This window comes from Pseudomonas sp. B35(2017), from assembly GCF_002113645.1.
Taxonomy (GTDB): Bacteria; Pseudomonadota; Gammaproteobacteria; order Pseudomonadales; family Pseudomonadaceae; genus Aquipseudomonas; species Aquipseudomonas ekonensis.
Map to the genome: position 1 here is coordinate 123,371 of NZ_NEIZ01000008.1, position 25,510 is coordinate 148,880.

At 64.6% G+C, this 25,510-nt stretch carries 20 protein-coding genes; 10 read left to right on the forward strand and 10 right to left on the reverse strand.

Annotation, left to right across the window (positions count from 1 at the left end):
* Nucleotides 1-107: 107 nt before the first annotated feature.
* Nucleotides 108-926, reverse strand: coding sequence for a pyruvate, water dikinase regulatory protein (locus CAG41_RS16095; protein ID WP_085577606.1), 819 nt, complete (start codon nucleotides 924-926; stop codon nucleotides 108-110).
* Between the two features lie 201 nt (nucleotides 927-1,127).
* Here CAG41_RS16095 and ppsA point away from each other — a divergent pair, with 201 nt between their 5' ends.
* The 8 genes from ppsA (at nucleotide 1,128) to CAG41_RS16135 (ending at nucleotide 9,286) form a co-directional block, all read left to right on the forward strand.
* Nucleotides 1,128-3,497, forward strand: coding sequence for a phosphoenolpyruvate synthase (ppsA, locus tag CAG41_RS16100; protein ID WP_085577605.1), 2,370 nt, complete (start codon nucleotides 1,128-1,130; stop codon nucleotides 3,495-3,497).
* Between the two features lie 99 nt (nucleotides 3,498-3,596).
* On the forward strand, nucleotides 3,597-4,586 hold the full coding sequence (locus tag CAG41_RS16105; RefSeq protein WP_085707188.1) for an alpha/beta fold hydrolase: 990 nt from the start codon (nucleotides 3,597-3,599) through the stop codon (nucleotides 4,584-4,586).
* Nucleotides 4,587-4,815: 229 nt separating this feature from the next.
* The gene (gene rraA, locus CAG41_RS16110; RefSeq protein WP_170929976.1) at nucleotides 4,816-5,304 is read left to right on the forward strand and encodes a ribonuclease E activity regulator RraA; all 489 of its coding nucleotides are present in this window, start codon (nucleotides 4,816-4,818) and stop codon (nucleotides 5,302-5,304) included.
* Nucleotides 5,305-5,328: 24 nt separating this feature from the next.
* Nucleotides 5,329-6,324 carry a zinc transporter ZntB gene (locus CAG41_RS16115; protein ID WP_085577602.1) on the forward strand — a complete coding sequence of 332 codons (996 nt, stop codon included), beginning with the start codon at nucleotides 5,329-5,331 and terminating at the stop codon, nucleotides 6,322-6,324.
* Between the two features lie 63 nt (nucleotides 6,325-6,387).
* Nucleotides 6,388-6,636, forward strand: coding sequence for a hypothetical protein (locus tag CAG41_RS16120; protein ID WP_007951986.1), 249 nt, complete (start codon nucleotides 6,388-6,390; stop codon nucleotides 6,634-6,636).
* 2 nt (nucleotides 6,637-6,638) lie between these two features.
* Nucleotides 6,639-7,463: a mechanosensitive ion channel domain-containing protein gene (locus CAG41_RS16125; RefSeq protein WP_085577601.1), complete on the forward strand. Its 825-nt coding sequence runs from the start codon at nucleotides 6,639-6,641 to the stop codon at nucleotides 7,461-7,463.
* A 90-nt stretch (nucleotides 7,464-7,553) separates the two neighbouring features.
* The gene (sigX, locus tag CAG41_RS16130; protein ID WP_011333251.1) at nucleotides 7,554-8,144 is read left to right on the forward strand and encodes an RNA polymerase sigma factor SigX; all 591 of its coding nucleotides are present in this window, start codon (nucleotides 7,554-7,556) and stop codon (nucleotides 8,142-8,144) included.
* Nucleotides 8,145-8,251: 107 nt separating this feature from the next.
* The gene (locus CAG41_RS16135) at nucleotides 8,252-9,286 is read left to right on the forward strand and encodes an OmpA family protein (RefSeq protein ID WP_085577600.1); all 1,035 of its coding nucleotides are present in this window, start codon (nucleotides 8,252-8,254) and stop codon (nucleotides 9,284-9,286) included.
* A 75-nt stretch (nucleotides 9,287-9,361) separates the two neighbouring features.
* On the opposite strand, the gene cobA is transcribed toward CAG41_RS16135, so the two are convergent.
* The 8 genes from cobA to CAG41_RS16175 form a co-directional block, all read right to left on the reverse strand.
* A complete protein-coding gene (cobA, locus tag CAG41_RS16140; protein WP_085577599.1) occupies nucleotides 9,362-10,126 on the reverse strand; it encodes a uroporphyrinogen-III C-methyltransferase in 765 nt (254 codons plus the stop codon).
* 13 nt (nucleotides 10,127-10,139) lie between these two features.
* Complete coding sequence (locus tag CAG41_RS16145) at nucleotides 10,140-12,854, reverse strand: nitrate reductase (RefSeq protein ID WP_085707189.1); 2,715 nt, start codon at nucleotides 12,852-12,854, stop codon at nucleotides 10,140-10,142.
* Nucleotides 12,854-13,171, reverse strand: a complete 318-nt coding sequence (nirD, locus tag CAG41_RS16150; protein ID WP_085577597.1) for a nitrite reductase small subunit NirD — start codon at nucleotides 13,169-13,171, stop codon at nucleotides 12,854-12,856. Before nirD ends, CAG41_RS16145 begins: the two co-directional genes overlap by 1 nt.
* The gene (gene nirB, locus CAG41_RS16155) at nucleotides 13,168-15,621 is read right to left on the reverse strand and encodes a nitrite reductase large subunit NirB (protein ID WP_085707190.1); all 2,454 of its coding nucleotides are present in this window, start codon (nucleotides 15,619-15,621) and stop codon (nucleotides 13,168-13,170) included. Before nirB ends, nirD begins: the two co-directional genes overlap by 4 nt.
* Nucleotides 15,622-15,952: 331 nt before the next feature.
* A complete protein-coding gene (locus CAG41_RS16160; RefSeq protein ID WP_085631355.1) occupies nucleotides 15,953-17,623 on the reverse strand; it encodes a bifunctional protein-serine/threonine kinase/phosphatase in 1,671 nt (556 codons plus the stop codon).
* A gap of 7 nt (nucleotides 17,624-17,630) precedes the next feature.
* Nucleotides 17,631-18,842 carry a NarK/NasA family nitrate transporter gene (locus CAG41_RS16165; RefSeq protein WP_085577594.1) on the reverse strand — a complete coding sequence of 404 codons (1,212 nt, stop codon included), beginning with the start codon at nucleotides 18,840-18,842 and terminating at the stop codon, nucleotides 17,631-17,633.
* A 265-nt stretch (nucleotides 18,843-19,107) separates the two neighbouring features.
* Complete coding sequence (locus CAG41_RS16170) at nucleotides 19,108-19,683, reverse strand: ANTAR domain-containing response regulator (RefSeq protein ID WP_085577593.1); 576 nt, start codon at nucleotides 19,681-19,683, stop codon at nucleotides 19,108-19,110.
* Between the two features lie 15 nt (nucleotides 19,684-19,698).
* Entirely contained in the window at nucleotides 19,699-20,910 is a 1,212-nt protein-coding gene (locus CAG41_RS16175) for a CmpA/NrtA family ABC transporter substrate-binding protein (RefSeq protein WP_085656301.1), read from the reverse strand.
* 235 nt (nucleotides 20,911-21,145) lie between these two features.
* On the opposite strand from CAG41_RS16175, the gene CAG41_RS16180 reads away from it, so the two are divergent.
* A complete protein-coding gene (locus CAG41_RS16180) occupies nucleotides 21,146-22,165 on the forward strand; it encodes a quinone-dependent dihydroorotate dehydrogenase (protein WP_085631359.1) in 1,020 nt (339 codons plus the stop codon).
* Nucleotides 22,166-22,400: 235 nt separating this feature from the next.
* On the opposite strand, the gene rmf is transcribed toward CAG41_RS16180, so the two are convergent.
* On the reverse strand, nucleotides 22,401-22,616 hold the full coding sequence (gene rmf, locus CAG41_RS16185) for a ribosome modulation factor (RefSeq protein ID WP_003223300.1): 216 nt from the start codon (nucleotides 22,614-22,616) through the stop codon (nucleotides 22,401-22,403).
* A 532-nt stretch (nucleotides 22,617-23,148) separates the two neighbouring features.
* Between rmf and rlmKL the strand changes: the two genes are divergently transcribed.
* Complete coding sequence (gene rlmKL / locus CAG41_RS16190; RefSeq protein WP_085577590.1) at nucleotides 23,149-25,413, forward strand: bifunctional 23S rRNA (guanine(2069)-N(7))-methyltransferase RlmK/23S rRNA (guanine(2445)-N(2))-methyltransferase RlmL; 2,265 nt, start codon at nucleotides 23,149-23,151, stop codon at nucleotides 25,411-25,413.
* The last annotated feature ends 97 nt before the right edge of the window (nucleotides 25,414-25,510 follow it).

Sequence of the window (25,510 nt, forward strand, 5' to 3'; positions counted from 1 at the left end):
TGCGTCATCGTTCAATCGCGAGCGGGCTCGCTCCCACATGTCGTGCGTGGCACAGAAACTGTGGGAGCGAGCCTGCTCGCGATGGCGCCGGTGCGGGCGCCGCAGTACTACTTGAAGCGCCGCTCGACGCCTTTCTCCACCAGGATCTTGGCCGAGATCTCTTCCACCGAGAAATGCGTGGAGTTGATGTGCGGGATGTTCTCGCGGCGGAACAGGTTCTCCACTTCGCGCACTTCGAACTCGCACTGGGCGTAGCTCGAATAGCGGCTGTTGGGCTTGCGTTCGTTGCGGATCGCGGTGAGGCGGTCCGGGTCGATGGTCAGGCCGAACAGCTTGTGCTGGTGGGCGCGCAGGGCGGCCGGCAACTGCAGGCGCTCCATGTCGTCTTCGGTCAGCGGATAGTTGGCGGCGCGGATGCCGAACTGCATGGCCATGTACAGACACGTCGGCGTCTTGCCGCAGCGCGACACGCCCACTAGGATCAGGTCCGCCTTGTCGTAATAATGCGTGCGGGCGCCGTCGTCGTTGTCCAGGGCGAAGTTCACCGCCTCGATGCGCTCCATGTAGTTGGAGTTGTGGCCGATGGAGTGGGACTTGCCGACGGTGTAGGAGGAATGCTCGGTCAGTTCCTGTTCGAGCGGCGCCAGGAAGGTCGAGAAGATGTCGATCATGAAACCATTGGACGTGGCCAGGATCTCACGGATGTCCTGGTTGACGATGGTGTCGAAGATGATCGGCCGCAGGCCGTCCGCTTCGGCGGCCTTGTTGATTTGCTGTACCATGGCCCGCGCCTTTTCGACGGTGTCGATGTAGGGCCGCGTGAGTTTGCTGAAGGTAATGTTCTCGAACTGCGCCAGAAGGCTTTGACCCAGGGTTTCGGCGGTGATGCCGGTGCCATCGGAGATGAAGAAAGCGGATCGTTTCATGTGCACCCTGGACCTTAAGTGAGTGTCCTGCGTCATTCGCCACACAGGACGCTTGATTCTTGGATATGATAGGCGCGGTTTGCCGGCCGCCATCGGCCCGCATTCTCACTTATTTTCCAGGTCCAGGCCATACAGCCGGCCGACGCTCCCCCGAGCCGCCGGTTTCTGAGCTTTTCCAACACAGTTAGTGGAGAGATCACCTTGGTAGAGTACGTAGTTTCCCTCGATAAGCTCGGCAAACACGATGTTGAGCATGTGGGGGGCAAGAACGCATCCCTGGGCGAGATGATCAGCAACCTGGCAGGCGCCGGCGTTTCCGTTCCCGGCGGCTTCGCCACCACCGCCCAGGCCTATCGCGATTTCCTGGAACTGAGCGGTCTGAACGACCGGATCCACGAAGCCCTCGACGCGCTCGACGTCGACGACGTCAATGCGCTGGCCAAGACCGGCGCCCAGATCCGCCAATGGATCATGGAAGCCGAATTCCCCGAAAAGCTGAACGCCGAAATCCGCACCGCGTTCGCCGCGTTGTCGGCCGGCAACCCTGACGTGGCCGTGGCCGTGCGTTCCTCCGCCACCGCCGAAGACCTGCCGGACGCTTCCTTCGCCGGCCAGCAGGAAACCTTCCTGAACATCCGTGGCGTGGACAACGTGATCCGCGCCGCCAAAGAGGTGTTCGCTTCGCTGTTCAACGACCGTGCGATCTCCTACCGCGTGCACCAGGGCTTCGACCACAAACTGGTCGCCCTGTCGGCCGGCGTGCAGCGCATGGTGCGTTCGGAGACCGGCACCGCCGGCGTGATGTTCACCCTCGACACCGAATCCGGTTTCCGTGACGTGGTGTTCATCACCGGCGCCTACGGCCTGGGCGAAACCGTCGTGCAGGGCGCGGTGAACCCGGACGAGTTCTACGTCCACAAGGGCACGCTCTCGGCCGGCCGTCCGGCGATCCTGCGCCGCAACCTGGGCAGCAAGGCGATCAAGATGATCTACGGCGACGAGGCCAAGGCCGGTCGTTCGGTCAAGACCGTCGATGTCGACAAGGCCGACCGCGCGCGTTTCTGCCTGACCGACGCCGAAGTCAGCGAACTGGCCAAGCAGGCGATGATCATCGAGAAGCACTACGGCTGCCCGATGGACATCGAGTGGGCCAAGGACGGTGACGACGGCAAGCTGTACATCGTGCAGGCCCGTCCGGAAACCGTGAAGAGCCGCACCCAGGCCAACGTCATGGAACGTTACCTGCTCAAGGAAACCGGCACCGTGCTGGTGGAAGGCCGCGCCATCGGCCAGCGCATCGGCGCCGGCAAGGTGCGGATCATCAAGGACGTGTCCGAGATGGACAAGGTTCAGGTCGGCGACGTGCTGGTCTCCGACATGACCGACCCGGACTGGGAACCGGTCATGAAGCGCGCCAGCGCCATCGTCACCAACCGTGGCGGCCGTACCTGCCACGCGGCGATCATCGCCCGTGAGCTGGGCATTCCGGCGGTGGTGGGCTGCGGCAACGCCACCCAGCTGCTCAAGGACGGCCAGGGCGTGACCGTGTCCTGCGCCGAAGGCGACACCGGCTACATCTTCGAAGGCGAGCTGGGCTTCGACGTCAAGAAGAACTCCGTGGACGCCATGCCGGAGCTGCCGTTCAAGATCATGATGAACGTCGGCAACCCGGACCGCGCCTTCGACTTCGCGCAGCTGCCGAACGCCGGCGTGGGCCTGGCCCGCCTGGAGTTCATCATCAACCGCATGATCGGCGTGCACCCCAAGGCGCTGCTGAACTACGACGGCCTGCCGCAGGACATCAAGGAAAGCGTCGACAAGCGCATCGCCGGCTACAGCGACCCGGTCGGCTTCTACGTCGAGAAACTGGTCGAGGGCATCAGCACCCTGGCCGCGGCGTTCTACCCGAAGAAGGTCATCGTGCGTCTGTCGGACTTCAAGTCCAACGAATACGCCAACCTGATCGGCGGCAAGCTGTACGAGCCGGAAGAAGAGAACCCGATGCTGGGCTTCCGCGGCGCCTCGCGCTACATCAGCGAATCGTTCCGCGACTGCTTCGAGCTCGAGTGCCGTGCGCTCAAGCGTGTGCGCAACGAGATGGGCCTGACCAACGTCGAGATCATGGTGCCGTTCGTGCGCACCCTGGGCGAAGCCTCTCAAGTCGTCGAGCTGTTGGCCGAAAACGGTCTGGCCCGCGGCGACAACGGCCTGCGCGTGATCATGATGTGCGAGCTGCCGTCCAACGCCATCCTGGCCGAAGAGTTCCTCGAATTCTTCGACGGCTTCTCGATCGGTTCCAACGACCTGACCCAGCTCACCCTGGGCCTGGACCGGGACTCGGGCATCATCGCCCACCTGTTCGACGAGCGTAACCCGGCGGTCAAGAAGCTGCTGGCCAACGCCATTGCCGCATGCAACAAGGCCGGCAAGTACATCGGCATCTGCGGTCAGGGCCCGTCGGACCACCCGGACCTGGCCAAGTGGCTGATGGAGCAGGGCATCGAAAGCGTGTCGCTGAACCCGGACACCGTGCTGGAAACCTGGTTCTTCCTCGCCGAAGGCCAGGCTTGATAACGATGTGAACGGACCGCTCCCTCCGGGGGGCGGTCTTACAGTGATTGAAACAGGGCGAGCGCCTTCGGATGCCGCCCTTTTTTGTGCAAGAGCATTATGCAAAGCAGCAGCAACCTGTTTCCCGTCGCCCTGATCAGCGCCGAGCGGCGCGGCGATCTGAGCGAAGACATCTATCGGCTGAAACCGGGCAACAGCCCGGACTCGACCGTCGAACTGGCCGTCACCCGCCTGGGCATGGCCGACGAACCGGCCGCGCGCGGCGTGCCGGTGATCCTGCTGCACGGCAGCTTTTCCAACCGGCGGTTCTGGTTCTCCCCCAAGGGCCTGGGGCTGGGCGCCCACCTGACGCGCCTGGGCTTCGACGTGTGGATCCCGGAGATGCGCGGCCATGGCCTGTCCCGGCGCAACGAGGAGTACCGCCGTAACCGCGTCGCCGACTACGCCCGCTACGACCTGCCGGCCATCGCTGCGTTCGTGCGTGAGCAGAGCGGGCAGGTCCCGCACTGGATCGGCCATTCCCTGGGCGGCATCACCTTGGCGGCGGCGCTGGGCGGCGAGTACCTCGGCGAACCGGCGGTGGCGTCGGCGGCGTTCTTCGGCACCCAGGTCAGCCGCACCTATTGGCCGCTGAAGATTCCGCCGGTGGAGTGGAGCGGGCGTTTCATCCTCAAGCGCTTTGCCCAGCTGTCCGGCTCGCGGCTCAAGCGCGGCCCGGAGGACGAGCCGATCGGCCTGGCCCTGGAAAGCATGCGCTGGTACGGCCTGTTCGGGCGTTTCGGCGACAAGGACAAGGACTGGTGGGCCGGCCTTGCCGACGTGAAGGTGCCGGTGTTGGCGGTGAGCGCGGCGGGGGACCATCAAGATCCGGCGTGGGCCTGCCGCAAGCTGTACGAGCAGATCGGTTCCGAAACCAAGCAATTCATCAATCTGGGGCGCGAGCAGGGCTTCAGCGAGAATTTCGGCCATGTCGAGATGCTGGTGAGCAAAGCCGCGCAGGCCGACGTGTGGCCGTTGGTGGCGCGTTGGCTGGCGGATCAGCAGACGCCGTTGCTGGGCGAGAAACCGGATCTGGCTGCGGCGGTATGAGCGCAAGGCTCTGACAAGGGCATTTCGTTCAGGGCCGCTTGCGGCTAAGATATGACGCATTGCGTGGTTCTGGTCACAAATGGTGACTGTTTAGCTATTACGTTTCAGCGTTTGTTCAGGTTCGGTCGGCGACCATGGCGCAAGCCAAGGTAAACGGCGGCCACCGGAACTCGTTTCAACAGCATGCGGCATCCCTGATCGTTTTCCTCTTTACAGGAGTTTTTCGATGATCCATTACCTCACCCCTGACCTGTGCGACGCCTACCCGGAGCTGGTGCAAGTGCTGGAGCCGATGTTCAGCAATTTCGGCGGCCGCGATTCGTTCGGCGGCGAAATCGTGACCATCAAGTGCTTCGAAGACAACTCGCTGGTCAAGGAGCAGGTCGAGCTCAAGGGCAACGGCAAGGTGCTGGTGGTCGATGGCGGCGGTTCCCTGCGCCGCGCGCTGCTGGGCGACATGCTGGCCGAGAAGGCGTCGAAGAACGGTTGGGAAGGGCTGGTGATCTACGGCTGCATCCGTGACGTCGACGTCATCGCCCAGACCGACCTGGGTGTCCAGGCGCTCGCCAGCCACCCGATGAAGACCGACAAGCGCGGCATCGGCGACCTCAACGTTGCGGTGACCTTCGCCGGCGTCACGTTCCATCCGGGCCAGTACATCTATGCGGACAACAACGGCGTGATCATCTCGCCGAGCCCGCTGAAGATGCCGGAATAAGTCGCCGTACGCACAGGGGTGAGGATGTTCGAGGAAGACAACGCGCAGTGGGGGCTGGTGCATGCCCTGGTGCTGGACGGCAAGGGCGGTGCGCGTTCGATAGCCCGGACGGACCTGGACGACCTGCAGCTGCAGGCCCATGAAAGCCTATGGCTGCACTGGGACCGCAGCCATCCGCAGACCCAGACCTGGCTGCGCAAGTCCAGCGGACTCAACGAATTCGCCTGCGACCTGCTGCTGGAAGAGAACACCCGGCCCCGCCTGCTGCCGCTGGCGGATTCCGAATTGCTGCTGTTCCTGCGCGGGGTCAACCTCAACCCGGGGGCCGAACCCGAGGACATGGTGTCGGTGCGCATCTTCGCGTCGGCCCAGCGGGTGATCTCCCTGCGCCTGCGTCCGTTGCGCGCCACCGATGAACTGCTGGCGCAGTTGGCGGAAGGCAAGGGGCCGAAAACGTCTTCCGAGCTCATCCTCTACCTGGCGCAGTACCTCACCAACAAGGTGCAGGATCTGGTCACCTGCCTCTCGGAAATGGTCGATGACGAGGAAGAAAAGCTGGATGCCGACGAACGGTATACCCCCGAGCATGGCGCCAATCTGCACATCCGTCGACGCGCGGCGGGACTGAAGCGTTTTCTGGCCCCGCAGCGGGATATTTTCGGACAGTTGTCCCGGATAAGGCTGCCATGGTTCGTCGATGACGACGGCGATTACTGGAACGAACTGAACAACAGCCTGACCCGCTATCTCGAAGAGCTCGAATTGACCCGAGAGCGCGTGGGGCTTGTGCTGGAGGCCGAAGACCGGCGCCTGAGCGTGCGGATGAACCGCACCATGTACCGCTTCGGCATCATCACCGGGATCTTCCTGCCGATGAGTTTCCTCACCGGCCTGTTGGGGATCAACGTCGGCGGGATTCCGTTCTCCACCAGCCCCTACGGCTTCCTGATCGCCTGCCTGACCGTGGTCGCCGTGGCGCTCGGGCAGTGGTGGCTGTTCCGCCGTTTGCGCTGGGTGTGAACATGGCGCATGTGACCCGACCAAATTTGCCCGCGTCTTTCACAGACATCACGAGAGGTGCGTATGCACGATCCGTTTGAACAGTCTTTGCGCGACATGCTCAACGCCTCGCCGTCCAGCCGTGACGACGACGCCTGCCTTGGCCGCGTGCTCAAAACCGCCAACCGCCAGGTCGGCGCCGGCGACCTGTTCAGCCTGCTGGGCCGCTGGCTGCCCGCGCTGATGATCGCCCTGAACAACGGCTCGGCCCATGTCGCGCCGGTCTCCCGTCTTCGTAAACCCACCGCCCGCACCGCTGATAAGGCTGATTGAATATGGAACTTGACCTCTGGACCCAGAGCCTCGTCACTGCAATGACTGCGTTGTGGACAAAAGTCGCCAACTTCATCCCGAACCTGTTCGGCGCGCTGGTCGTGCTGCTGCTCGGTTTCGTAGTGGCCAAGCTGCTGGACACCTTGCTGTCCAAATTGCTGGCCAAACTGGGCCTGGATCGCCTGATGGCCGGCACCGGCCTGACCAAGCTGATGTCCCGCGCGGGGCTGCAAGTGCCGATCTCTACCCTGATCGGCAAGATCGTGTATTGGTTCGTCCTGCTGATTTTCCTGGTTTCTGCGGCAGAATCCCTTGGCCTTGAGCGGGTTTCGGCTACGCTGGACATGCTGGCGCTGTATGTGCCGAAGGTGTTCGGTGCAGCGCTGGTGCTGCTCGTCGGCGTCCTCTTGGCCCAACTGGCCAACGGATTGGTGCGCGGGGCGGCGGAAGGCGTCGGTCTGGACTACGCTTCAGGACTTGGGCGCATCGCACAGGGGCTGGTGATCATCATCAGCATCTCGGTCGCGATCAGCCAGCTTGAGGTCAAGACCGACCTGCTGAACCATGTGATCGTCATCGTATTGATTACCGTTGGTCTGGCGGTTGCGCTGGCCATGGGCCTGGGAAGCCGGGAAATCGCCGGTCAGATCCTGGCGGGCATCTATGTGCGTGAGTTGTATCAGGTAGGGCAACAAGTGCGTGTTGGCGAGGTCGAAGGGCAGATCGAGGAGATCGGCACGGTTAAAACCACATTGCTGACCGATGAGGGTGAGCTAGTCTCTCTCTCCAATCGGATCCTTTTGGAGCAGCATGTGAGTAGCCGCTAACCCGGCAAACCCTGCTAATGTATGCCGCCGCAAAATGCCAGCCGTCGCTGGCGGCGGTGGACATTGACCTGACTGTCGGCCCGACCTGTTTTGAATAAAGCCCAAACGCTATCCACGCGCTACGACCCCCGCGAGCTCTCTGACGAGGAGTTGGTCGCGCGCTCGCACACCGAGCTGTTTCACGTGACGCGCGCGTATGAAGAACTGATGCGGCGTTACCAGCGGACATTATTTAACGTTTGTGCGCGGTATCTCGGGAACGATCGCGACGCAGACGATGTCTGTCAGGAAGTGATGCTCAAGGTGCTGTACGGCCTGAAGAATTTCGAGGGCAAGTCGAAGTTCAAGACATGGCTATACAGCATCACCTACAACGAATGCATCACGCAGTATCGCAAGGAACGGCGAAAGCGTCGCTTGATGGACGCACTGAGTCTTGACCCCCTCGAAGAAGCGTCGGAAGAGAAGGCGCCGAAACCCGAGGAGAAGGGTGGACTGGATCGCTGGCTGGTGTATGTGAACCCGATCGACCGTGAAATCCTGGTGCTACGATTTGTCGCAGAGCTGGAGTTTCAGGAGATCGCAGACATCATGCACATGGGCCTGAGCGCGACCAAAATGCGGTACAAGCGCGCTCTTGATAAATTGCGTGAGAAATTTGCAGGCATTGCTGAAACTTAGTTCGGCGCAAATATCTCTTACGTGTAGGCAAGTTCTGATAGACTTGCCGCCGAGTTGTCCCCCGGTTTGCGGGACTGCTTCACAATCACCAGATGGGGATTTAACGGATGAAACTGAAAAACACCTTGGGCTTGGCCATTGGTTCTTTGATTGCCGCCACTTCGTTCGGCGCTCTGGCACAAGGCCAAGGCGCAGTTGAAATCGAAGGCTTCGCAAAGAAAGAGCAATTCGACAGCGCTCGTGACTACAAGAACAACGGCAACCTGTTCGGCGGTTCCGTTGGTTACTTCCTGACCGACGACGTTGAGCTGCGTCTGGCCTACGACGAAGTGCACAACGTGCGTTCCGACGACGGTCGTAACATCAAGGGCGCAAACACCGCCCTGGACGCTCTGTACCACTTCAACAACCCGGGCGACATGCTGCGTCCGTACGTATCGGCTGGCTTCTCCGACCAGAGCATCGGTCAGAACGGCACCGGCGGTCGTGACCGCTCCACCTTCGCCAACGTTGGCGGCGGCGCCAAGCTGTACTTCACTGACAACTTCTACGCCCGTGCCGGCGTTGAAGCTCAGTACAACATCGACAAAGGCGACACCGAGTGGGCTCCAAGCATCGGTATCGGCGTGAACTTCGGTGGCGGCTCCAAGCCAGCAGCCGCTCCGGTTCCAGCTCCTGCTGAAGTCTGCTCCGACAGCGACAACGACGGCGTTTGCGACAACGTCGACAAGTGCCCGGACACCCCAGCCAACGTAACCGTTGACGCTGATGGCTGCCCAGCAGTTGCTGAAGTCGTACGTGTTGAGCTGGACGTGAAGTTCGACTTCGACAAGTCGGTTGTTAAGCCAAACAGCTACGGCGACATCAAGAACCTGGCTGACTTCATGAAGCAGTACCCTTCGACCACCACCACCGTTGAAGGTCACACTGACTCCGTAGGTCCAGACGCTTACAACCAAAAACTGTCCGAGCGTCGTGCAAACGCCGTTAAGCAAGTTCTGGTTAACCAGTACGGCGTTGGCGCTAACCGCGTTCAGTCCGTTGGCTACGGCGAATCCCGCCCAGTGGCTGACAACAAAACCGAAGCTGGCCGCGCCGTTAACCGTCGCGTAGAAGCTCAGGTTGAAGCCCAAGCTAAGTAATTAGCTCGCCGCTTTGAGAAAAGCCCGGCTCAGGCCGGGCTTTTCTTTGCCTGCGATTTGCTGAGGCGGGGCGCCTCAGGCCGACTGATGCGCCGCCGCTGCCGGCGAACCGCGTTCCCACACGAGTTGGGCCGAATGGCCGGCCACCGCGCCAATCACCAGGATCGCAGGGCTTTTCAGCCCGAACGCCCGGGCCGCTTCCTCCATGGCCGCCAGATCGCTGCGGCATTCCCGCTGCTGCGCCAAGGAGGCGTTCTCGATCATGGCCACCGGCGTATCCGCCGCCATACCGCCTGCCAGCAGCTGTTCCCGAATCTCGCCGAGTTTGGCCACCCCCATGTAGATCACCAGGGTCGTCCCGCCCTGCGCCAGAGCCTGCCAGTTCAGTCGGCTGTCGTCCTGGGTGTGCGCCGTGACCAACGTCACGCCCCGCGCCACGCCGCGCAGCGTCAGCGGTATGTCGCAGCGCGTCGCCCCGGCCAGCCCGGCGGTGATGCCATTGACCAGTTCCACCTCGACGCCGCGCTCACGCAGCCACTGCGCCTCCTCGCCGCCGCGCCCGAATATGCACGGATCGCCGCCCTTGAGCCGCACCGTGCATTTGCCTTGGCGGGCGTAGCGCAGCATCAGCCGGTGGATGAAGGCCTGGGGCGTGGAACGGCAACCGCCGCGCTTGCCCACGGCGATGACCCGCGCGGCGGGGCAATGCTCCAGCACCGCCGGATTGACCAGGTCGTCGATCAGCACAACGGCCGCTTCACGCAGGGCGCGGACGGCCTTGAGGGTCAGCAGTTCCGGGTCGCCGGGGCCGGCACCCACCAGCCAGACTTTTGCGTTCATGGTGTTTTCCTCATCAGATGACCGCGACCGGCTGGCTGCGGGAAGCCAGCAGGCGCTTGATTTCAGGGACGCAGGAGCCGCATTGCGTGCCGCAGCCCAGCTCTTTTTTCAACCCCGGCAGATCCAGCCCTTGATCGATGCCGGCGCAGACCGCGCTGTGGCTGACGTTCTTGCAGTTGCACAGGGTCTTGTCTTGCGTGGCGTGCGCCGGGGCGCTGCCCGGCGGCGCGCTCATCGGCGCCAGCAGCCAACGGCGCAGCTGTTCGTCCGTGCGGCCCTCCAACCACAGCCCCTGTAGCCAATGCTGAGCGAGCGTCTCGCCGGCCAGGCGGATCGCGGTGATCCGGCCGTGTTCGATGCGCACCCGTTTGCCGATGGCGCGGCGCGGGTCGTCATAGGCCAGCACGGGGCCCTCGATCAGGGCCAGGCACACGTCGATTTCACGCAGCAAGCGTGGATCCGGTGCGCCGGAACTGGCGGCACGGATCAGCAATGCCGGACGTTCGCGTCCGATCAAGCTGAAACTTGCGTAGGAAAATGCCTCACAAAGGGAGCGCAGCGCATCGAAATGTCGCTGTACATCGCCTTCGATGAGTGCGAACAGTTGCCACGGCAGTTCCACCGGTTCCAGGCGTACGCCGCTGTGCTTGAGTTCCGGCTGCTTGGACAGGGGATCGAAGGCGGGCAGGGTCAGGCTGTTAACGCCGCCCTTGAGGAAACGGTCGCCCCAGTGCATCGGCAGAAAGGCCTGGCCGGGCCGCACGCTGTCGTCGCTCTCGACGGCGACGATCACCGCACCCCGGCGGCTTTTCAGGTTGACCAGGCTCCCCGGTTGCAGGCGGTGCCGACGCAGTTCGTCCGGGTGCAGGCTCAGAACGGCCTCGCCGACATGGCCGAACAGCTGCGCAGCGGTGCCGGTGCGGCTCATGCCGTGCCATTGGTCACGCAGGCGCCCGGTGATCAGGGTCAGGGGGAAGCGTGCGTCGCGCTGTTCCTTGGCGGCGCGGTACGGGTCGGCCACGAACTGCGCCCGGCCGCTGGCGGTAGGAAAAATGCCGTCTTCGTACAGTCGGGGTGTGCCCTGGCGGGCGTCGGTGGGGAAGGGCCATTGCTGCGGGCCGATCCGGTCGATCAACGCGTGGCTGATGCCGGACAGATCCAGGTCGCGGCCACGGGTCAGTTGTTTGTATTCGTCGAACAGCTGGGCCGGCTGCTCGAAGGCAAACAGGCTCGGTTGCCGGGGGCGCAGACGTTTCTCCAGGCGTTGTGCGAAATCCACGGTGATCGCCCAGTCCGGACGCGCTTCGCCGGGTGCGGAAATGGCTTTGCGCACGTGGGAAATCCGCCGCTCGGAGTTGGTCACCGAGCCTTCCTTCTCACCCCAACTGGCCGCCGGCAGCAGCAAGTCGGCAAAGGCGGCGGTTTCCGTGGTGCGAAAGGCTTCCTGCAACACCACGAACGGACACGCCTCCAGCGCCGCCCGGACAGCTTTCTGGTCGGGCATCGACTGTGCGGGGTTGGTGCAGGCGATCCACAGCGCCTTGATCTTGCCGCTGCGCACCTGCTCGAACAGTTCGACGGCGCTCAGGCCGGGGGCGTCCGGCAGGCGCTCCACCCCCCAGTATTCGGCGACCTGGGCGCGGTGTTGCGCATTGGCCGCGTCCCGGTGGCCGGGCAGCAGGTTGGACAGGCTGCCGGTTTCCCGCCCGCCCATGGCATTCGGCTGACCGGTCAGGGAGAAAGGGCCTGCACCGGGACGGCCGATCTGCCCGGTGGCCAGGTGCAGGTTGATCAATGCGCTGTTCTTGGCGCTGCCGGCGGTGGATTGGTTCAGACCCATGCACCACAGCGACAGGAAGCTGGGCGACGTGCCGATCCATTGAGCACATTGCTGCAATTGCTCGACGCTGATGCCGCACAGTTGCGACACCATCGCCGGGGTGTAGTCGCGCACCAGGTTTTTCAGTTCGGCGAGGCCGTCGGTGTGGGCCTGGATGAAGTCCCGGTCGATCCAGTCTTCCCACACCAGCAGGTGCAAAATCCCATGGAACAAGGCGACGTCGGTACCCGGCAGGATCGCCAGATGCAGGTCCGCCAGGTCGCAGGTGTCGGTGCGCCGGGGGTCGATGACGATGACTTTCATCTGCGGGCGGCGGGATTTGGCGTCTTCCAGGCGACGAAACAGCACCGGGTGGGCGTAGGCCATGTTGCTGCCGACGATCATCACGCAATCGCTCAGCTCCAGATCCTCGTAGCTGCACGGCGGCGCGTCGGCGCCGAGGCTGCGCTTGTAGCCCACCACCGCCGACGACATGCACAGCCGCGAGTTGCTGTCGATGTTGTTGGTGCCGACCAGCGCTCGCGCCAGTTTGTTGAAGGCGTAGTAGTCCTCGGTGAGCAATTGCCCGGAGATGTAGAACGCCACGCTGTCGGGGCCGTGTTCGGCGACGGTGTCGGCGAACACGTTGGCGGCGTGTTCCAGCGCGGTGTCCCAGTCGCAGCGGCTGCGCGCCAGGCCTTTGCCCAGGCGCAGTTCCGGGTGCAGCGCCCGTGCCGCGAGGTCGCCGGTCAGGTGCAGGGTCGAGCCCTTGCTGCACAGCTTGCCGAAGTTGGCCGGATGCGCCGGATCGCCGCTGACGCCGAGGATCCGCTCGCCGTCATGCTCGATCAGCACGCCGCAGCCGACCCCGCAGTAGCAGCAGGTCGAGGCGGTCGTCTGGCGGTCCATCAGACGGCGTCCCGCAGGGCCAGCAGCACCCGGCCGTTCTCGACCCGGGCCGGATGGTGGTGGGCGCAGCCGACGTCCGGGGCCAGGGCCTCGCCGGACTCAAGGTCGATCTGCCAGTTGTGCAGCGGGCAGGCCACGCGCTTGCCGTAGATCAACCCTTGGGACAGCGGCCCGCCCTTGTGCGGGCAGCGGTCGTCGAGGGCGAACACGTCATCGTCGCTGGTGCGGAAGATCGCGATGTCGCCTTTGGGCCCGGCGATGATCCGCGAACCGAGGGCGTTGATCTCTTCCAGGGCACAGATATCGAGCCAGTTCATGCCGGCACCTCCAGGTTTTTCACGGGGATCACGTCGAATTCTTTCTTCAGCTGCGGCTGCGCCAGGCGTTCCTTCCACGGATCCTGTTCGAACGACAGGGAGAACTGCAGGCGTTCGTTCAACGCCCTGCGGCGTTCCGGATCCTCCAGCACGGCCTTCTTGATGTGCTCCATGCCGACCCGTTGCAGGTAATGCACGGTGCGTTCGAGGTAGAAGGCCTCTTCCCGGTACAGCTGCAGGAACGCGCCGTTGTATTCGCGCACTTCCTCGGCGGTCTTGAGCTTGACGAAGAACTCGGCGACTTCGGTCTTGATTCCGCCGTTGCCGCCGATGTACATCTCCCAGCCGGAATCGACGCCGATGATGCCGACGTCCTTGATCCCCGCTTCCGAACAGTTGCGCGGGCAGCCGGAGACCGCCAGCTTCACCTTGTGCGGCGACCACATGTTGAACAGGTCGTGTTCGAGGTCGATGCCCAGTTGCGTCGAGTTCTGGGTGCCGAAGCGGCAGAACTCGCTGCCGACGCAGGTCTTCACGGTGCGGATGGACTTGCCGTAGGCGTGGCCGGACGGCATGTCGAGGTCTTTCCACACCCCCGGCAGATCCTGTTTCCTGATCCCCAGCAGGTCGATGCGCTGGCCGCCGGTGACCTTGACCATCGGCACGTTGTACTTGTCGGCCACGTCGGCGATCCGGCGCAGTTCCGACGGGTTGGTCACGCCGCCCCACATCCGCGGCACCACCGAGTAGGTGCCGTCCTTCTGGATGTTGGCGTGGGCCCGCTCGTTGATCAGGCGCGACTGCGGATCGTCCTTGGCTTCGCCGGGCCAGGTGGAGATCAGGTAATAGTTGAGGGCCGGGCGGCAGGTGGCGCAGCCGTTGGGGGTGCGCCAGTTGAGGTAGCTCATGGTGCCGGCGATGGTCAGCAGGTGCTCCTGGCGGATGGCCTGGCGGATCTGGCCGTGGTTGAGGTCGCTGCAGCCGCAGATGGCCTTTTCGCTTTTCGGCTTGACGTCCGCCGCGCCGCCGACGGTGTTGATCAGGATCTGCTCCACTAGGCCGGCGCAGGAGCCACAGGAACTGGCGGCCTTGGTGTGCTTCTTCACCTCATCGACGCTGAACAGCCCGTGCTCCTGGATCGCCTTGACGATGGTGCCTTTGCACACGCCGTTGCAGCCGCAGACTTCGGCGTTGTCGGCCATGCTCATGGCTTTGTCCTGGCCTTGGTGTCCTACGTCGCCGAGGGCGTTTTCGCCGAACATCAGGTGGTCGCGGATCTCGCCGATGGCATGGTTCTCACGAATCTGCCGGAAATACCAACCGCCATCTGCCGTATCGCCGTACAGACAGGCCCCGACCAGCACGTCATCCTTGATCACCAGTTTCTTGTACACCCCGCCGATCGGGTCGGAGAGGGTGATGGTCTCGGTGCCTTCGCCGCCCATGAAGTTGCCGGCGGAAAACAGGTCGATGCCGGTGACCTTCAGTTTGGTGGACGTGACCGAACCCTGATAGCGGGCAAAACCCAGTTGCGCCAGGTGGTTGGCGCACACCTTGGCCTGTTCGAACAGCGGCGCGACCAGGCCGTAGGCGATGCCGCGGTGGCTGGCGCACTCGCCGATGGCATAGATGCGCGGATCGTAGGTCTGCAGGGTGTCGTTGACCAGGATGCCGCGGTTGCACGGGATGCCGGCCTTTTCCGCCAGTTCGGTGTTGGGGCGGATGCCGGCGGCCATCACCACCAGGTCGGCGGGGATGATGTCGCCGTTCTTGAACTGCACGGAGCCGACCCGGCCGTTGCCGGCGTCGTGCAGGGCCTGGGTCTGCTCGCACAGGCGAAAGTGCAGGCCGCGAGCCTCCAGGGCGGTCTGCAGGAGCTGGCCGCTGGTCTTGTCCAGTTGCCGTTCCAGCAGCCACTCGCCCAGGTGCACCACGGTGACGTGCATGCCGCGCAGCATCAGGCCGTTGGCGGCCTCCAGCCCCAGCAGGCCGCCGCCGATGACCACGGCGTGCTTGTGGGTCTTGGCAGTGTCGATCATCGCCTGGGTGTCGGCGATGTCGCGGTAGCCGATCACGCCCTGCAAGGTGTTGCCGGGAATCGGCAGGATGAACGGCGTGGAGCCGGTGGCGATCAGCAGGCGGTCGTATTCGGCTTCGGTGCCGTCTTCGGCGATCACCCGGCGCTTGACCCGGTCGATTTCCACCACCTTGCGGTTGAGGAGCAGTTGGATGCCGTTTTCCAGGTACCAGTCCAGGTCGTTCAGCACGATCTCTTCGAAGGTCTGCTCGCCGGCCAGCACCGGCGACAACAGGATGCGGTTGTAGTTGGTGTGCGGTTCGGCGCCGAAGACCGTGATGTCGTAGAGCTCGTCGCTCAGCTTGAGCAGTTCCTCCAGGGTGCGGACCCCGGCCATGCCATTGCCGATCATCACCAGTTTGAGTTTTTTCATCAGGTTCTCCGGGAGCGTGGGGCTTGCCTCTTGTGGGCAGTCGGGCCGTGCTCGGCAAATGTGGCGCAAACAAAAAAGGCGTCCCGTCAGTGGCCTGACGAGGACGCCTTTGTCCTGATCCCGTTCGCTCGGGAAGCGCGGCCTTCGTCGTTGAAGGCTGCGCTTTATGTGTGTTGCAAACGGTAATGCAGCGGTTGTGCCAACTGGCTGCATCCGGCGGTTTTCAAGGGGTGGGCCGTGATCGGGGTGGCGGGAGGCCCGTGGTTTCGCACTGAATCGAAGCGGGTTGCCCGCAAATGGGGCGCACGTCCGCGAAAGAAGCGCCCCGGTGTCAGCCATGGAACAACAGGAACAGCAGCGCCAGGTTGCCCAGCAACCCCACCAGCGCCAACGTCCGCCAGACCTTCAGCGGTTCCCGCTCCAGCAAAGGCCGGGGCCGGACGCTCAGGCTGCGGCGTTCGCCGTGCTCCAGCACCAGCAACCATTCTTCGGCGGTCTCGTAGCGTTGCGCGGGATCGGCCTCCACCCCGCGCGCAAGGCACTGCGCCAGCCATTCCGGCACGTCCGGCCGGTAGCGGGCGGCGCTGACCGGCACCCCGAAGCGCGGGCGCTGGAACGCTTCGACCTCGCCGAAGGGGTAATGCCCGGTGAGCAGAAAGTACAGGGTCACGCCCACCGCATAGAGATCTTGCGACGGTGCGGGCGCTTCTCCGCGAAAGGCCTCGGGGGCGATGTAGCTGGGCGTGCCCGGCAGCGTGTCGGTGCTGTCCCGCGACAGCCCCGGGCAGTGGGCAAGGCCGAAATCCAGCAGGCGCAGCTCGCCGTCGTCACCCAGCAGCAGGTTCTCCGGCTTGATGTCGCGGTGCAGGATCTGCCGCCGGTGCAGCAGGCCCACCGCACGCAGCAGGCGTTCGGCCAACTCGCGCCATTGCGCCAGCGGCAACGGTCCGTGCTGTTCGAACAGCCGGGCGAGGGTCGTCCCGGCGTATTCGCGCATCACGTAGTACAGATGCTGACGCTGGGTTGCCGCATGGACTTCGGGAAAGTGCCGCCCGGCGACCCGTTTCAGGAACCATTCCTCGGACAGCAGGGCTTGGCCTGCGTGGGAATCGTCCGTCAAGTGTGTCGGCAGGGTCTTGAGCAGCCAAGCCTGACCCTGTGGGTCGAGCACGCGGTACAGCATCGATTGCTGGCTGTGGCCGATGAGGCCTTGCACCTGCCAGCCTTCGAAGGCCTGTCCGGGTTTCAGCGGCGGCGGCAGCGGCCACTGCTGCAGATGGATCAGCGCATCGCCGATGTTCGCTTCGCCCAGTGCGTCCACCCGCACCAGCAAGGCGCTGGCGTTGTCCTGGCTGCCGGCCAGGTGGGCGGCGGCGACCAGCGTGCGGGCGGCCACGGCCAGGTCCGGCTGGTCGCGCAATGTCGCCGCAATCGCCGTGTCGCCTAGCGTGGACCACACGCCGTCGCTGAGCAGCACGAAGCACTCGCCGGCACGCAGTTCGCCGTCGAGAAAATCCAGCACCAGATGCTGATCCAGGCCCAGGGCGCGCTTGAGCACGTGCTGCATGCCCGGTTGCTCCCAGACGTGGTCCTCGGTGACCCGTTGCAAGGTGTCGGCGTGCCAGCGGTACACCCGGCAATCGCCGACGTGGGCGAGGGTGAAACGCTGGCCGCGCATGACCAGCGCGCTGACGGTGGTGAGCAGCGGCTGACCGCCGCCGTTGGCCTGCAGCCAGCGGTTCTGCGCCAGCAGCAGGCGGTCCAGGGCCTGGGCCGCGCTCCAGGTCTCCGGGGTGGCGTAGTAGTCCAGCGCCAACGCCTGCAAGGTCGAACGGGCGGCCAGGCCGCCGTCGGCGCACTGGCTGACGCCGTCGGCGATGGCGAACAGAAAGCCTTTGCTCGCCGCCAGCGCCGGGGCCGGGGTGACCAGGCGCAAGGCGTCCTGGTTCTCCGGGCGCGGGCCGGTGGCGGTGGCTTCGGCGAAACTCAGTTGCAGCGCCATGGTCGGCTCAGACCCGCGCGGCGGTCACGGCGGCCGAACCCCATGTGGTTCTCCAGCGGCGCTTGACGCCGTGCAGGCCGAACCAGGCCAGTACGCCCAGGCTCGCGAACAGCCACAGCGCCAGTTGATAACTGCCGGTGCTCTGCTTGATGGCGCCCATGCCCGCCGCCAGGGCGAAGCCGCCGATGCCGCCGGCCATGCCGATCAGCCCGGTCATCACACCGATCTCCCGGCGAAAGCGCTGCGGCACCAGTTGGAACACCGCGCCGTTGCCCGCGCCCAGGCCCAGCATGGTGCAGACGAACAGCGCCAGCGCCGCGTAGGAGTTCGGCAGGTTGAAGCCGACCACCGCGATGCAGATCGCTGCCACGGTGTACATCGCCAGCAAGGTGCGGATGCCGCCGAAGCGGTCGGCCAGCGCACCGCCCAAGGGCCGCATCAGGCTGCCGCCGAACACGCAGGCGGCGGTGTAGTAGCCGGCGGTCACCGGGTTCAGGCCGTATTGATCGTTGAAGTAGCCGGGCAGGGCGCTGGCCAGGCCGATGAAGCCGCCGAAGGTGACGCTGTAGAAAAACATGAACCACCAGCTGTCGCGATCGCCCAGCGCCTTGAAGTAGTCGGCCATGGCCTTGGCCTTCGGGCGTTCCGGCGCGTTCTTCGCCAGCCAGGCGAACACCGCGAGCGTCAGCAGCAGCGGGATCAGGGCGAAGCCGAACACGTTGTTCCAGCCGAACGAGGCGGCCAGCACCGGGGCGATCAGCGCGGCGAACACCGTGCCGGAGTTGCCGGCCCCGGCGATGCCCATCGCCTTGCCCTGGTGCTGCGGCGGATACCACTGCGAGGCCAGCGGCAGGGCCACGGCGAAGGAGGCGCCGGCCATGCCGAGGAACAGGCCCAGCAGCAACGCCTGTTCGTAGCTGTGGATGCCCAGTTTCCAGGCACCGAACAATGCGCCGATCACGATCACCTGGCCGATCAGCCCGGCGGTCTTGGGCGACAACCGGTCGGCGAGCATGCCCATCAGAAAGCGCAGCACCGCGCCGGCCAGGATCGGCGTCGCCACCATGAGGCCGCGCTGCTGAGTGGTCAGGTGCAGGTCGGCGGCGATCTGCACCGCCAGCGGGCCGAGCAGGTACCAGACCATGAAGCTCAGGTCGAAATAGAGGAAGGCCGCGAACAGGGTCGGGGCATGGCCGGATTTCCAGAAGCTTGAATTCATCGCGCACCTCAGCTGTGAATGGCTCGGGAGCCGTCGTCCCGAGAAGGGGTCATGCCAGCCGGTGGCGCGCCGCCACGGCCGCACCACCGGCCCCGGTCAGTGGGGCCAAAACGCAAAGACGCCGCTATCCGGATCGCCGCAGGGGCGAGGCAGATGAGCGACGTCTTTGTCGTAGGGTGGGGCAACCGCCGTTGGTTACCTGTGTGGAGTGCTTAGCCAGATTTGTGCCAACCGCAGGCAACCCGTAGCGGCTCGCAGGGTGGTTTCAGCCCAGCAGCTCGCTCATGGCAATGATCTGCTCCGCCACCTGGATCAGTTTCTGCTGGCGGCTCATGGCCTGGCGGCGCATCAGGGTGTAGGCGTCTTCCTCATTGCAGTCCTTCATTTTCATCAGCAGTCCTTTGGCCAGTTCGATGCGCTTGCGCTCGGCCAACTGTTGGTCGCGGGCCAGCAATTGGGCGCGCAGGGCCTGGTCGCTTTCGAAGCGGGCCATGGCCACATCGAGAATCGGCTGCAGGCGCTGTGCGTGAATGCCTTCGACGATGTAGGCACTGACCCCGGACTTGATTGCCTGGCGCATCACGCCGGGGTCGTGCTCGTCGGTGAACATCACGATCGGCCGGGGCCGGTCCCGGGTGACCAGCACCACTTGCTCCATCACATCGCGGCCCGGTGACTCGGTATCGATCAGGATCACGTCGGGGCGCACCGTTTCGACGCGTGCGGGCAGGTCGATGGTCAGGCCGGATTCGTCGATGACGTCGAAGCCGGCTTCGGTCAGCGCGGCCTTCAGGCGTCCGACTTTTTTTGCGGTGTCGTTGATCAGCAGAATGCGCAGCATGTTCGCGGTCTCCTGTCAGCGGCGGGCCAGCGACGGCGCGCTGTCGCAGAGGGCGTGCAGCCGGAAGCTGCGGGCATAGCCGGCCGGGTCGCTGCCGTCCCAGACCTTGCCGTCGATCAGTTGGCTGCTGCGCATGTCGGCGAAGCCTGCCGGTACGCCCACGGCAGCGGCGGCGTCGCGGTACAGCGCCAGTTGCTGCACCTGACGGGCGACGCCGAGGTAGTCCGGGTCGTCGCGCAGCAGACCCCAGCGACGGAACTGGGTCATGAACCACATGCCGTCGGAGAGGTACGGCAGGTTGACGGCGCCTTCGCGGTGGAAACTCAATGCATGCGGATCCTGCCAGCGGTGGCCGAGGCCGTCGGCGTAGTCGCCGAGAAAGCGCGGCTCGATGCACGAGGCCGGCGCGTCCAGGTAGGGCGGCGCGCTCAGGAGTTGCGCGGTGCTGCGCCGGTTTTCCGTACTGGCCTCGATGAAGCGGCTGGCTTCCAACACGGCCATCACCAGGGCCCGGGCGGTGTTGGGGTATTGCTCGACGAACGCTTGGGTGCAGCCCAGCACTTTCTCGGGGTGATCGGGCCACAGGGCCTGGGTGGTCGCCATCGTGAAGCCGAGGTCCTGCTGCACGGCTGCGGCGGCCCAAGGCTCGCCGGCACAGAAGCCGTCGATGCGCCCGGCCTGCAGGTGGGCGACCATCTGCGGCGGCGGCACCACCACGCTGTCGACGTCCCGCAACGGGTGAATGCCCTGGCTCGCCAGCCAGTAATAGAGCCACAGGGCGTGGGTGCCGGTGGGGAAGGTCTGGGCGAAGGTCAGTTTTGCCCGGGATTGGTGCACATGGGCCACCAGCGCTTCAGGAGCGGTCACCCCCAGGCGTTGCAGACCGTGGGACAGGTTCAGGCTCTGGCCGTTCTGGTTCAGGCCCATCAGTACCGCCATGTCGGTGGGCGCCACGCCGCCGATGCCCAGGTGCACGGCATAGATCAGGCCGTACAGGCTGTGGGCGGCGTCCAGTTCGCCGCTGACCAGCCTGTCGCGCAGGTTGGCCCAGGAGCTCTGGCGCTTGAGGTTCAGGGTCAGGCCATAGGGCTGGGCGAAGCCCTGGGTGGCGGCGACCACCACCGAGGCGCAGTCGCTCAGGGCCATGAAGCCGAGGTCGATCGCGTTCTTTTCCGGAGCGTCGCTGCCGTTGACCCAGGCCAAGGGCCCGGCGGAGGGTTCATTCATCGCAAGCACCTGCCAAAGCGGCTTCAAAAAAAACGTCGCCCCCGGCCTTGTCCGCGCACTGCCGGGTGACGACGCCCTTGTCTTTGCCCGCCGGCCGACGTTGGCTCGCGGGCGGATGGAATGGTGGGTGCAAGGCATATGCCAGCGCGGGCCGATTTGCGCGTGCGCCTCGCGCGCCAGGCGGATGCCCGGCTATAATCGCCGCCTCTTTTCGCCGCCCGAGTCATCGCCGACCATGTACACCCTGGCCCGTCAGCTGTTGTTCAAACTTTCCCCGGAAACCTCCCACGATCTGTCGCTGGACCTGATCGGCGCGGGCGGGCGTTTGGGCCTCAACGGCTTGCTGTGCAAGGCCCCGGCGCAGGTGCCGGTGAATGTCATGGGCCTGGACTTCCCCAACCCGGTGGGCCTGGCGGCCGGCCTGGACAAGAACGGCGCGGCCATCGACGGTTTCTCGCAGCTGGGCTTCGGCTTCGTCGAGATCGGCACCGTCACCCCGCGCGCGCAGCCGGGCAACCCCAAGCCCCGGCTGTTCCGCCTGCCGGAGGCCGAGGCGATCATCAACCGCATGGGCTTCAACAACCTCGGCGTGGACAACCTGCTGGCGCGGGTCGCGGCGGCCAAGTACAAGGGCGTGCTGGGGATCAACATCGGCAAGAACTTCGACACCCCGGTCGAGCGCGCGGTGGACGACTACCTGATCTGCCTGGAGAAGGTCTACGCCCACGCCAGTTACGTCACGGTCAACGTCAGTTCGCCGAACACCCCGGGCCTGCGCAGCCTGCAGTTCGGCGATTCGCTCAAGCAATTGCTGGCGGATCTGGCGACGCGCCGCGCCGAACTGGCCCTGCAGCACGGCAAGCATGTGCCGCTGGCGATCAAGATCGCGCCGGACATGAGCGATGAGGAAACCGCCCAGGTGGCGCAGGCGCTGATCGAGACCGGGATGGACGCGGTGATCGCCACCAACACCACCCTGAGCCGCGCGGGCGTCGAAGGCATGGAGCACGGCGACGAGGCGGGCGGCCTCTCCGGCGCCCCGGTCCGCGACAAGAGCACCCACACCGTCAAGGTGCTGGCTGCCGAGCTGGGCGGGCGTCTGCCGATCATTGCGGCCGGCGGCATCACTGAAGGCAAGCACGCGGCGGAGAAGATCACCGCGGGCGCGAGCCTGGTGCAGATCTATTCCGGCTTCATCTACAAAGGCCCGGCGCTGATCCGCGAGTCCGTGGACGCGATCGCCGCCCTGCGCTGAAGCCTAGGACGCCATCGCCGGCGGGCTGGCTCCCACAGGGATTTTTGGCGACCGCCGGATTCTGTAGGAGCCAGCCTGCTGGCGATGGCATCGGCGGGAGCGCTGCCGGGATACGGTCAGGCATAAAAAAGGGCTCCTCGAAGGAGCCCCTGGGCCGTAGCCCGCCGTCCGGGAAGGACGTGCGTGGTTAAATCGTTGCGAATTCAGATTGTCGTGTCGGAATTAGTGCCCTGTGTCAGCCGACGGCGTGAAGTTCGTTGAGTCTGTGGATTCCCGCAGTGCCGGTCATACCGTCCCAGTTGTCGCCGCGTCCTTCCCGCCAGCCGTTGATCCAGGCTTGGCGTACCGACGGTAGAGTAAATGGGCAAAGCTCACGGGATTTGCCACCAACGCCATATTGATATCCGCGCAAAAATGCTCTTTCCAACGGATCACGCTTAAGTCTTCTCATAGGGTGTTTCCCTCACTTGTTGACTGTTTGTGTCGCGTCGACCCCCATCGGGGTCAGGCAGAAAAACTCTGCCGTTGGCGGCTCGCTGCCGGCGTGGCGAGCCAAGGTGTTGACGCCGTTGCGACGTCAACCTGGAGTCAGTTCTAACCAATGAGTCACATCGAGGGAATGACCGTTTTGTCATAAGGACGTAACGAAAAGCGTGCTATGGCGATAAGTAACAGCGTATTTTTCCAATGTTTATTGGCTAAACCCCGGTATGATCGGCGCTGCGTCGGATGATGGGGTTAATCCATTAGTGAGAATGACCCACGCTTGCAGTCAGGTACTATTCGACGAAGGGTTGCTTTGAGTCATTTTGTTGCATCAACTTTTTTATCTGTCCCGGCATCTAAGCTCTTTTGACCCGAGCAGCGGGGGATGGAACGGCACACCTTCGTGCCACGCGGGCGCTCTTGCAGAAAAGCGCCTGATTGAAAACCGGGTCGGCGATGCGTTGCCGGCCCACACAGCCAAAGGCTCTGGAAATACCATGTCCGATCGTTTCGAACTCTTCCTCACCTGCCCAAAAGGCCTTGAAGGCCTGCTCATCGAGGAAGCCGTCGGGCTTGGCCTTGAAGAGGCCCGCGAACACACCTCCGCGGTGCGTGGCATGGCCACCATGGAAACCGCCTACCGCCTGTGCCTCTGGTCGCGCCTGGCCAACCGCGTGCTGCTGGTGCTCAAACGCTTTTCGATGAAGAACGCCGACGACCTGTACGACGGCGTGCACGACATCGACTGGCAGGATCACATGCTCAGCGACGGCACCCTGGCCGTCGAGTTCAGCGGCCACGGCTCGGGCATCGACAACACCCATTTCGGCGCCCTGAAAGTCAAGGACGCCATCGTCGACAAGCTGCGCACGCCGCAGGGCGACCGTCCTTCCATCGACAAGCTGAACCCGGACCTGCGCATCCACCTGCGCCTGGACCGCGGCGAAGCGATCCTGTCCCTCGACCTTTCCGGCCACAGCCTGCACCAGCGCGGCTACCGTCTGCAGCAGGGCGCGGCGCCGCTCAAGGAAAACCTGGCGGCCGCGGTGCTGATCCGCGCCGGCTGGCCGCGCATCGCCGCCGAGGGCGGCGCGCTGGCCGACCCGATGTGCGGCGTCGGCACGTTCCTGGTCGAGGCCGGGATGATCGCCGCGGACATGGCGCCCAACCTGCGCCGCGAGCACTGGGGCTTCACCCACTGGCTGGGCCATGTGCCGGCGCTGTGGCGCAAGCTCCATGACGAAGCCCAGGAACGCGCCGCCGCCGGCCTGGCCAAGCCGCCGCTGTGGATCCGCGGCTACGAGGCCGATCCGCGGCTGATCCAGCCGGGCCGCAACAACGTCGAGCGCGCCGGCCTGAGCGAGTGGATCAAGATCTACCAGGGCGAAGTGGCGACCTTCGAGCCGCGCCCGGATCAGAACCAGAAAGGCCTGGTGATCTGCAACCCGCCGTACGGCGAGCGTCTGGGCGACGAAGCCAGCCTGCTGTACCTCTACCAGAACCTTGGCGAGCGTCTGCGCCAGGCCTGCCTGAACTGGGAGGCGGCGGTGTTCACCGGCGCGCCGGACCTGGGCAAGCGCATGGGCATCCGCAGCCACAAGCAATATTCCTTCTGGAACGGTGCGCTGCCGTGCAAGCTGCTGCTGATCAAGGTGCGCCCTGACCAGTTCGTCACCGGCGAGCGCCGCACCCCGGAGCAGCGCCAGGCCGAGCGCGAGCAGGCGGCCTACGACCAACTGCCGGACGCGCCGCAGGAACGCCAGTTCAACAAGAACGGCAACCCGATCAAGCCGGCGCCGGCCCCGGCGGTCGAGCAGCCGCGCCTGAGCGAAGGCGGGCAGATGTTCGCCAACCGCCTGCAGAAGAACCTCAAGGCGCTGGGCAAGTGGGTCAAGCGCGAGGGCATCGATTGCTACCGGGTCTACGATGCGGACATGCCGGAATACGCCATGGCCATCGACCTGTACCAGGACTGGGTGCACGTCCAGGAATACGCCGCGCCGAAATCGGTCGATCCGGAAAAGGCCTCGGTGCGCATGTTCGACGCCCTGGCGGCCATTCCCCAGGCGCTGAACATCGACAAGAGCCGCGTGGTGGTCAAGCGCCGCGAGCGTCAGAGCGGCACCAAGCAGTACGAACGCCAGAGCGCCCAGGGCAAGTTCAATGAAGTGACCGAGGGCGGCGTGAAGCTGCTGGTCAACCTCACCGACTACCTCGACACCGGGCTGTTCCTCGACCACCGTCCGATCCGCATGCGCATCCAGAAGGAGGCCGCCGGCAAGCGGTTCCTCAACCTGTTCTGCTACACCGCGACCGCCAGCGTGCACGCGGCCAAGGGCGGGGCGCGCAGCACCACCAGCGTCGACCTGTCCAAGACCTACCTCGACTGGGCGCGGCGCAACCTGTCGCTCAACGGGTTCTCCGACAAGAACCGCCTGGAGCAGGGCGACGTGATGGCGTGGCTGGAGAACAGCCGTGACGAGTACGACCTGATCTTCATCGACCCGCCGACCTTCTCCAACTCCAAGCGCATGGAAGGGGTGTTCGACGTGCAGCGCGACCAGGTGCAACTGATCGACCTGGCCATGGCCCGCCTGGCGCCGGGGGGCGTGCTGTACTTCTCCAACAACTTCCGCAAGTTCCAGCTGGAGGACAACCTGGCCGAGCGGTATGCGGTCGAGGAGATCACCGCCAGCACCATCGATCCGGATTTCGCCCGTAACGGCAAAATCCACCGCGCCTGGAAAATCACGGCCCGTTGACGCCCGGCCTGATTGGATCCACAGAGCCTTGATTTTTAAAGGCTCCTGGATCCGATCAGTGCTAGCCAAATTAGTGGCTAATAGCTATAACTCAACT

Bases quoted from the DNA above. Each gene is read 5' to 3' on its own strand.
- CAG41_RS16175 (WP_085656301.1), bottom strand. From the start codon at position 20,910: ATGAATGAACCCTCCGCCGGGCCCTTGGCCTGGGTCAACGGCAGCGAC.
- CAG41_RS16170 (WP_085577593.1), bottom strand. From the start codon at position 19,683: ATGCTGCGCATTCTGCTGATCAACGACACCGCAAAAAAAGTCGGACGC.
- CAG41_RS16165 (WP_085577594.1), bottom strand. From the start codon at position 18,842: ATGAATTCAAGCTTCTGGAAATCCGGCCATGCCCCGACCCTGTTCGCG.
- nirB (WP_085707190.1), bottom strand. From the start codon at position 15,621: ATGAAAAAACTCAAACTGGTGATGATCGGCAATGGCATGGCCGGGGTC.
- CAG41_RS16160 (WP_085631355.1), bottom strand. From the start codon at position 17,623: ATGGCGCTGCAACTGAGTTTCGCCGAAGCCACCGCCACCGGCCCGCGC.
- CAG41_RS16180 (WP_085631359.1), top strand. From the start codon at position 21,146: ATGTACACCCTGGCCCGTCAGCTGTTGTTCAAACTTTCCCCGGAAACC.
- CAG41_RS16125 (WP_085577601.1), top strand. From the start codon at position 6,639: ATGGAACTTGACCTCTGGACCCAGAGCCTCGTCACTGCAATGACTGCG.
- CAG41_RS16120 (WP_007951986.1), top strand. From the start codon at position 6,388: ATGCACGATCCGTTTGAACAGTCTTTGCGCGACATGCTCAACGCCTCG.
- CAG41_RS16145 (WP_085707189.1), bottom strand. From the start codon at position 12,854: ATGGACCGCCAGACGACCGCCTCGACCTGCTGCTACTGCGGGGTCGGC.
- cobA (WP_085577599.1), bottom strand. From the start codon at position 10,126: ATGAACGCAAAAGTCTGGCTGGTGGGTGCCGGCCCCGGCGACCCGGAA.
- nirD (WP_085577597.1), bottom strand. From the start codon at position 13,171: ATGAACTGGCTCGATATCTGTGCCCTGGAAGAGATCAACGCCCTCGGT.
- rlmKL (WP_085577590.1), top strand. From the start codon at position 23,149: ATGTCCGATCGTTTCGAACTCTTCCTCACCTGCCCAAAAGGCCTTGAA.
- CAG41_RS16135 (WP_085577600.1), top strand. From the start codon at position 8,252: ATGAAACTGAAAAACACCTTGGGCTTGGCCATTGGTTCTTTGATTGCC.
- CAG41_RS16115 (WP_085577602.1), top strand. From the start codon at position 5,329: ATGTTCGAGGAAGACAACGCGCAGTGGGGGCTGGTGCATGCCCTGGTG.
- CAG41_RS16105 (WP_085707188.1), top strand. From the start codon at position 3,597: ATGCAAAGCAGCAGCAACCTGTTTCCCGTCGCCCTGATCAGCGCCGAG.
- CAG41_RS16095 (WP_085577606.1), bottom strand. From the start codon at position 926: ATGAAACGATCCGCTTTCTTCATCTCCGATGGCACCGGCATCACCGCC.
- rmf (WP_003223300.1), bottom strand. From the start codon at position 22,616: ATGAGAAGACTTAAGCGTGATCCGTTGGAAAGAGCATTTTTGCGCGGA.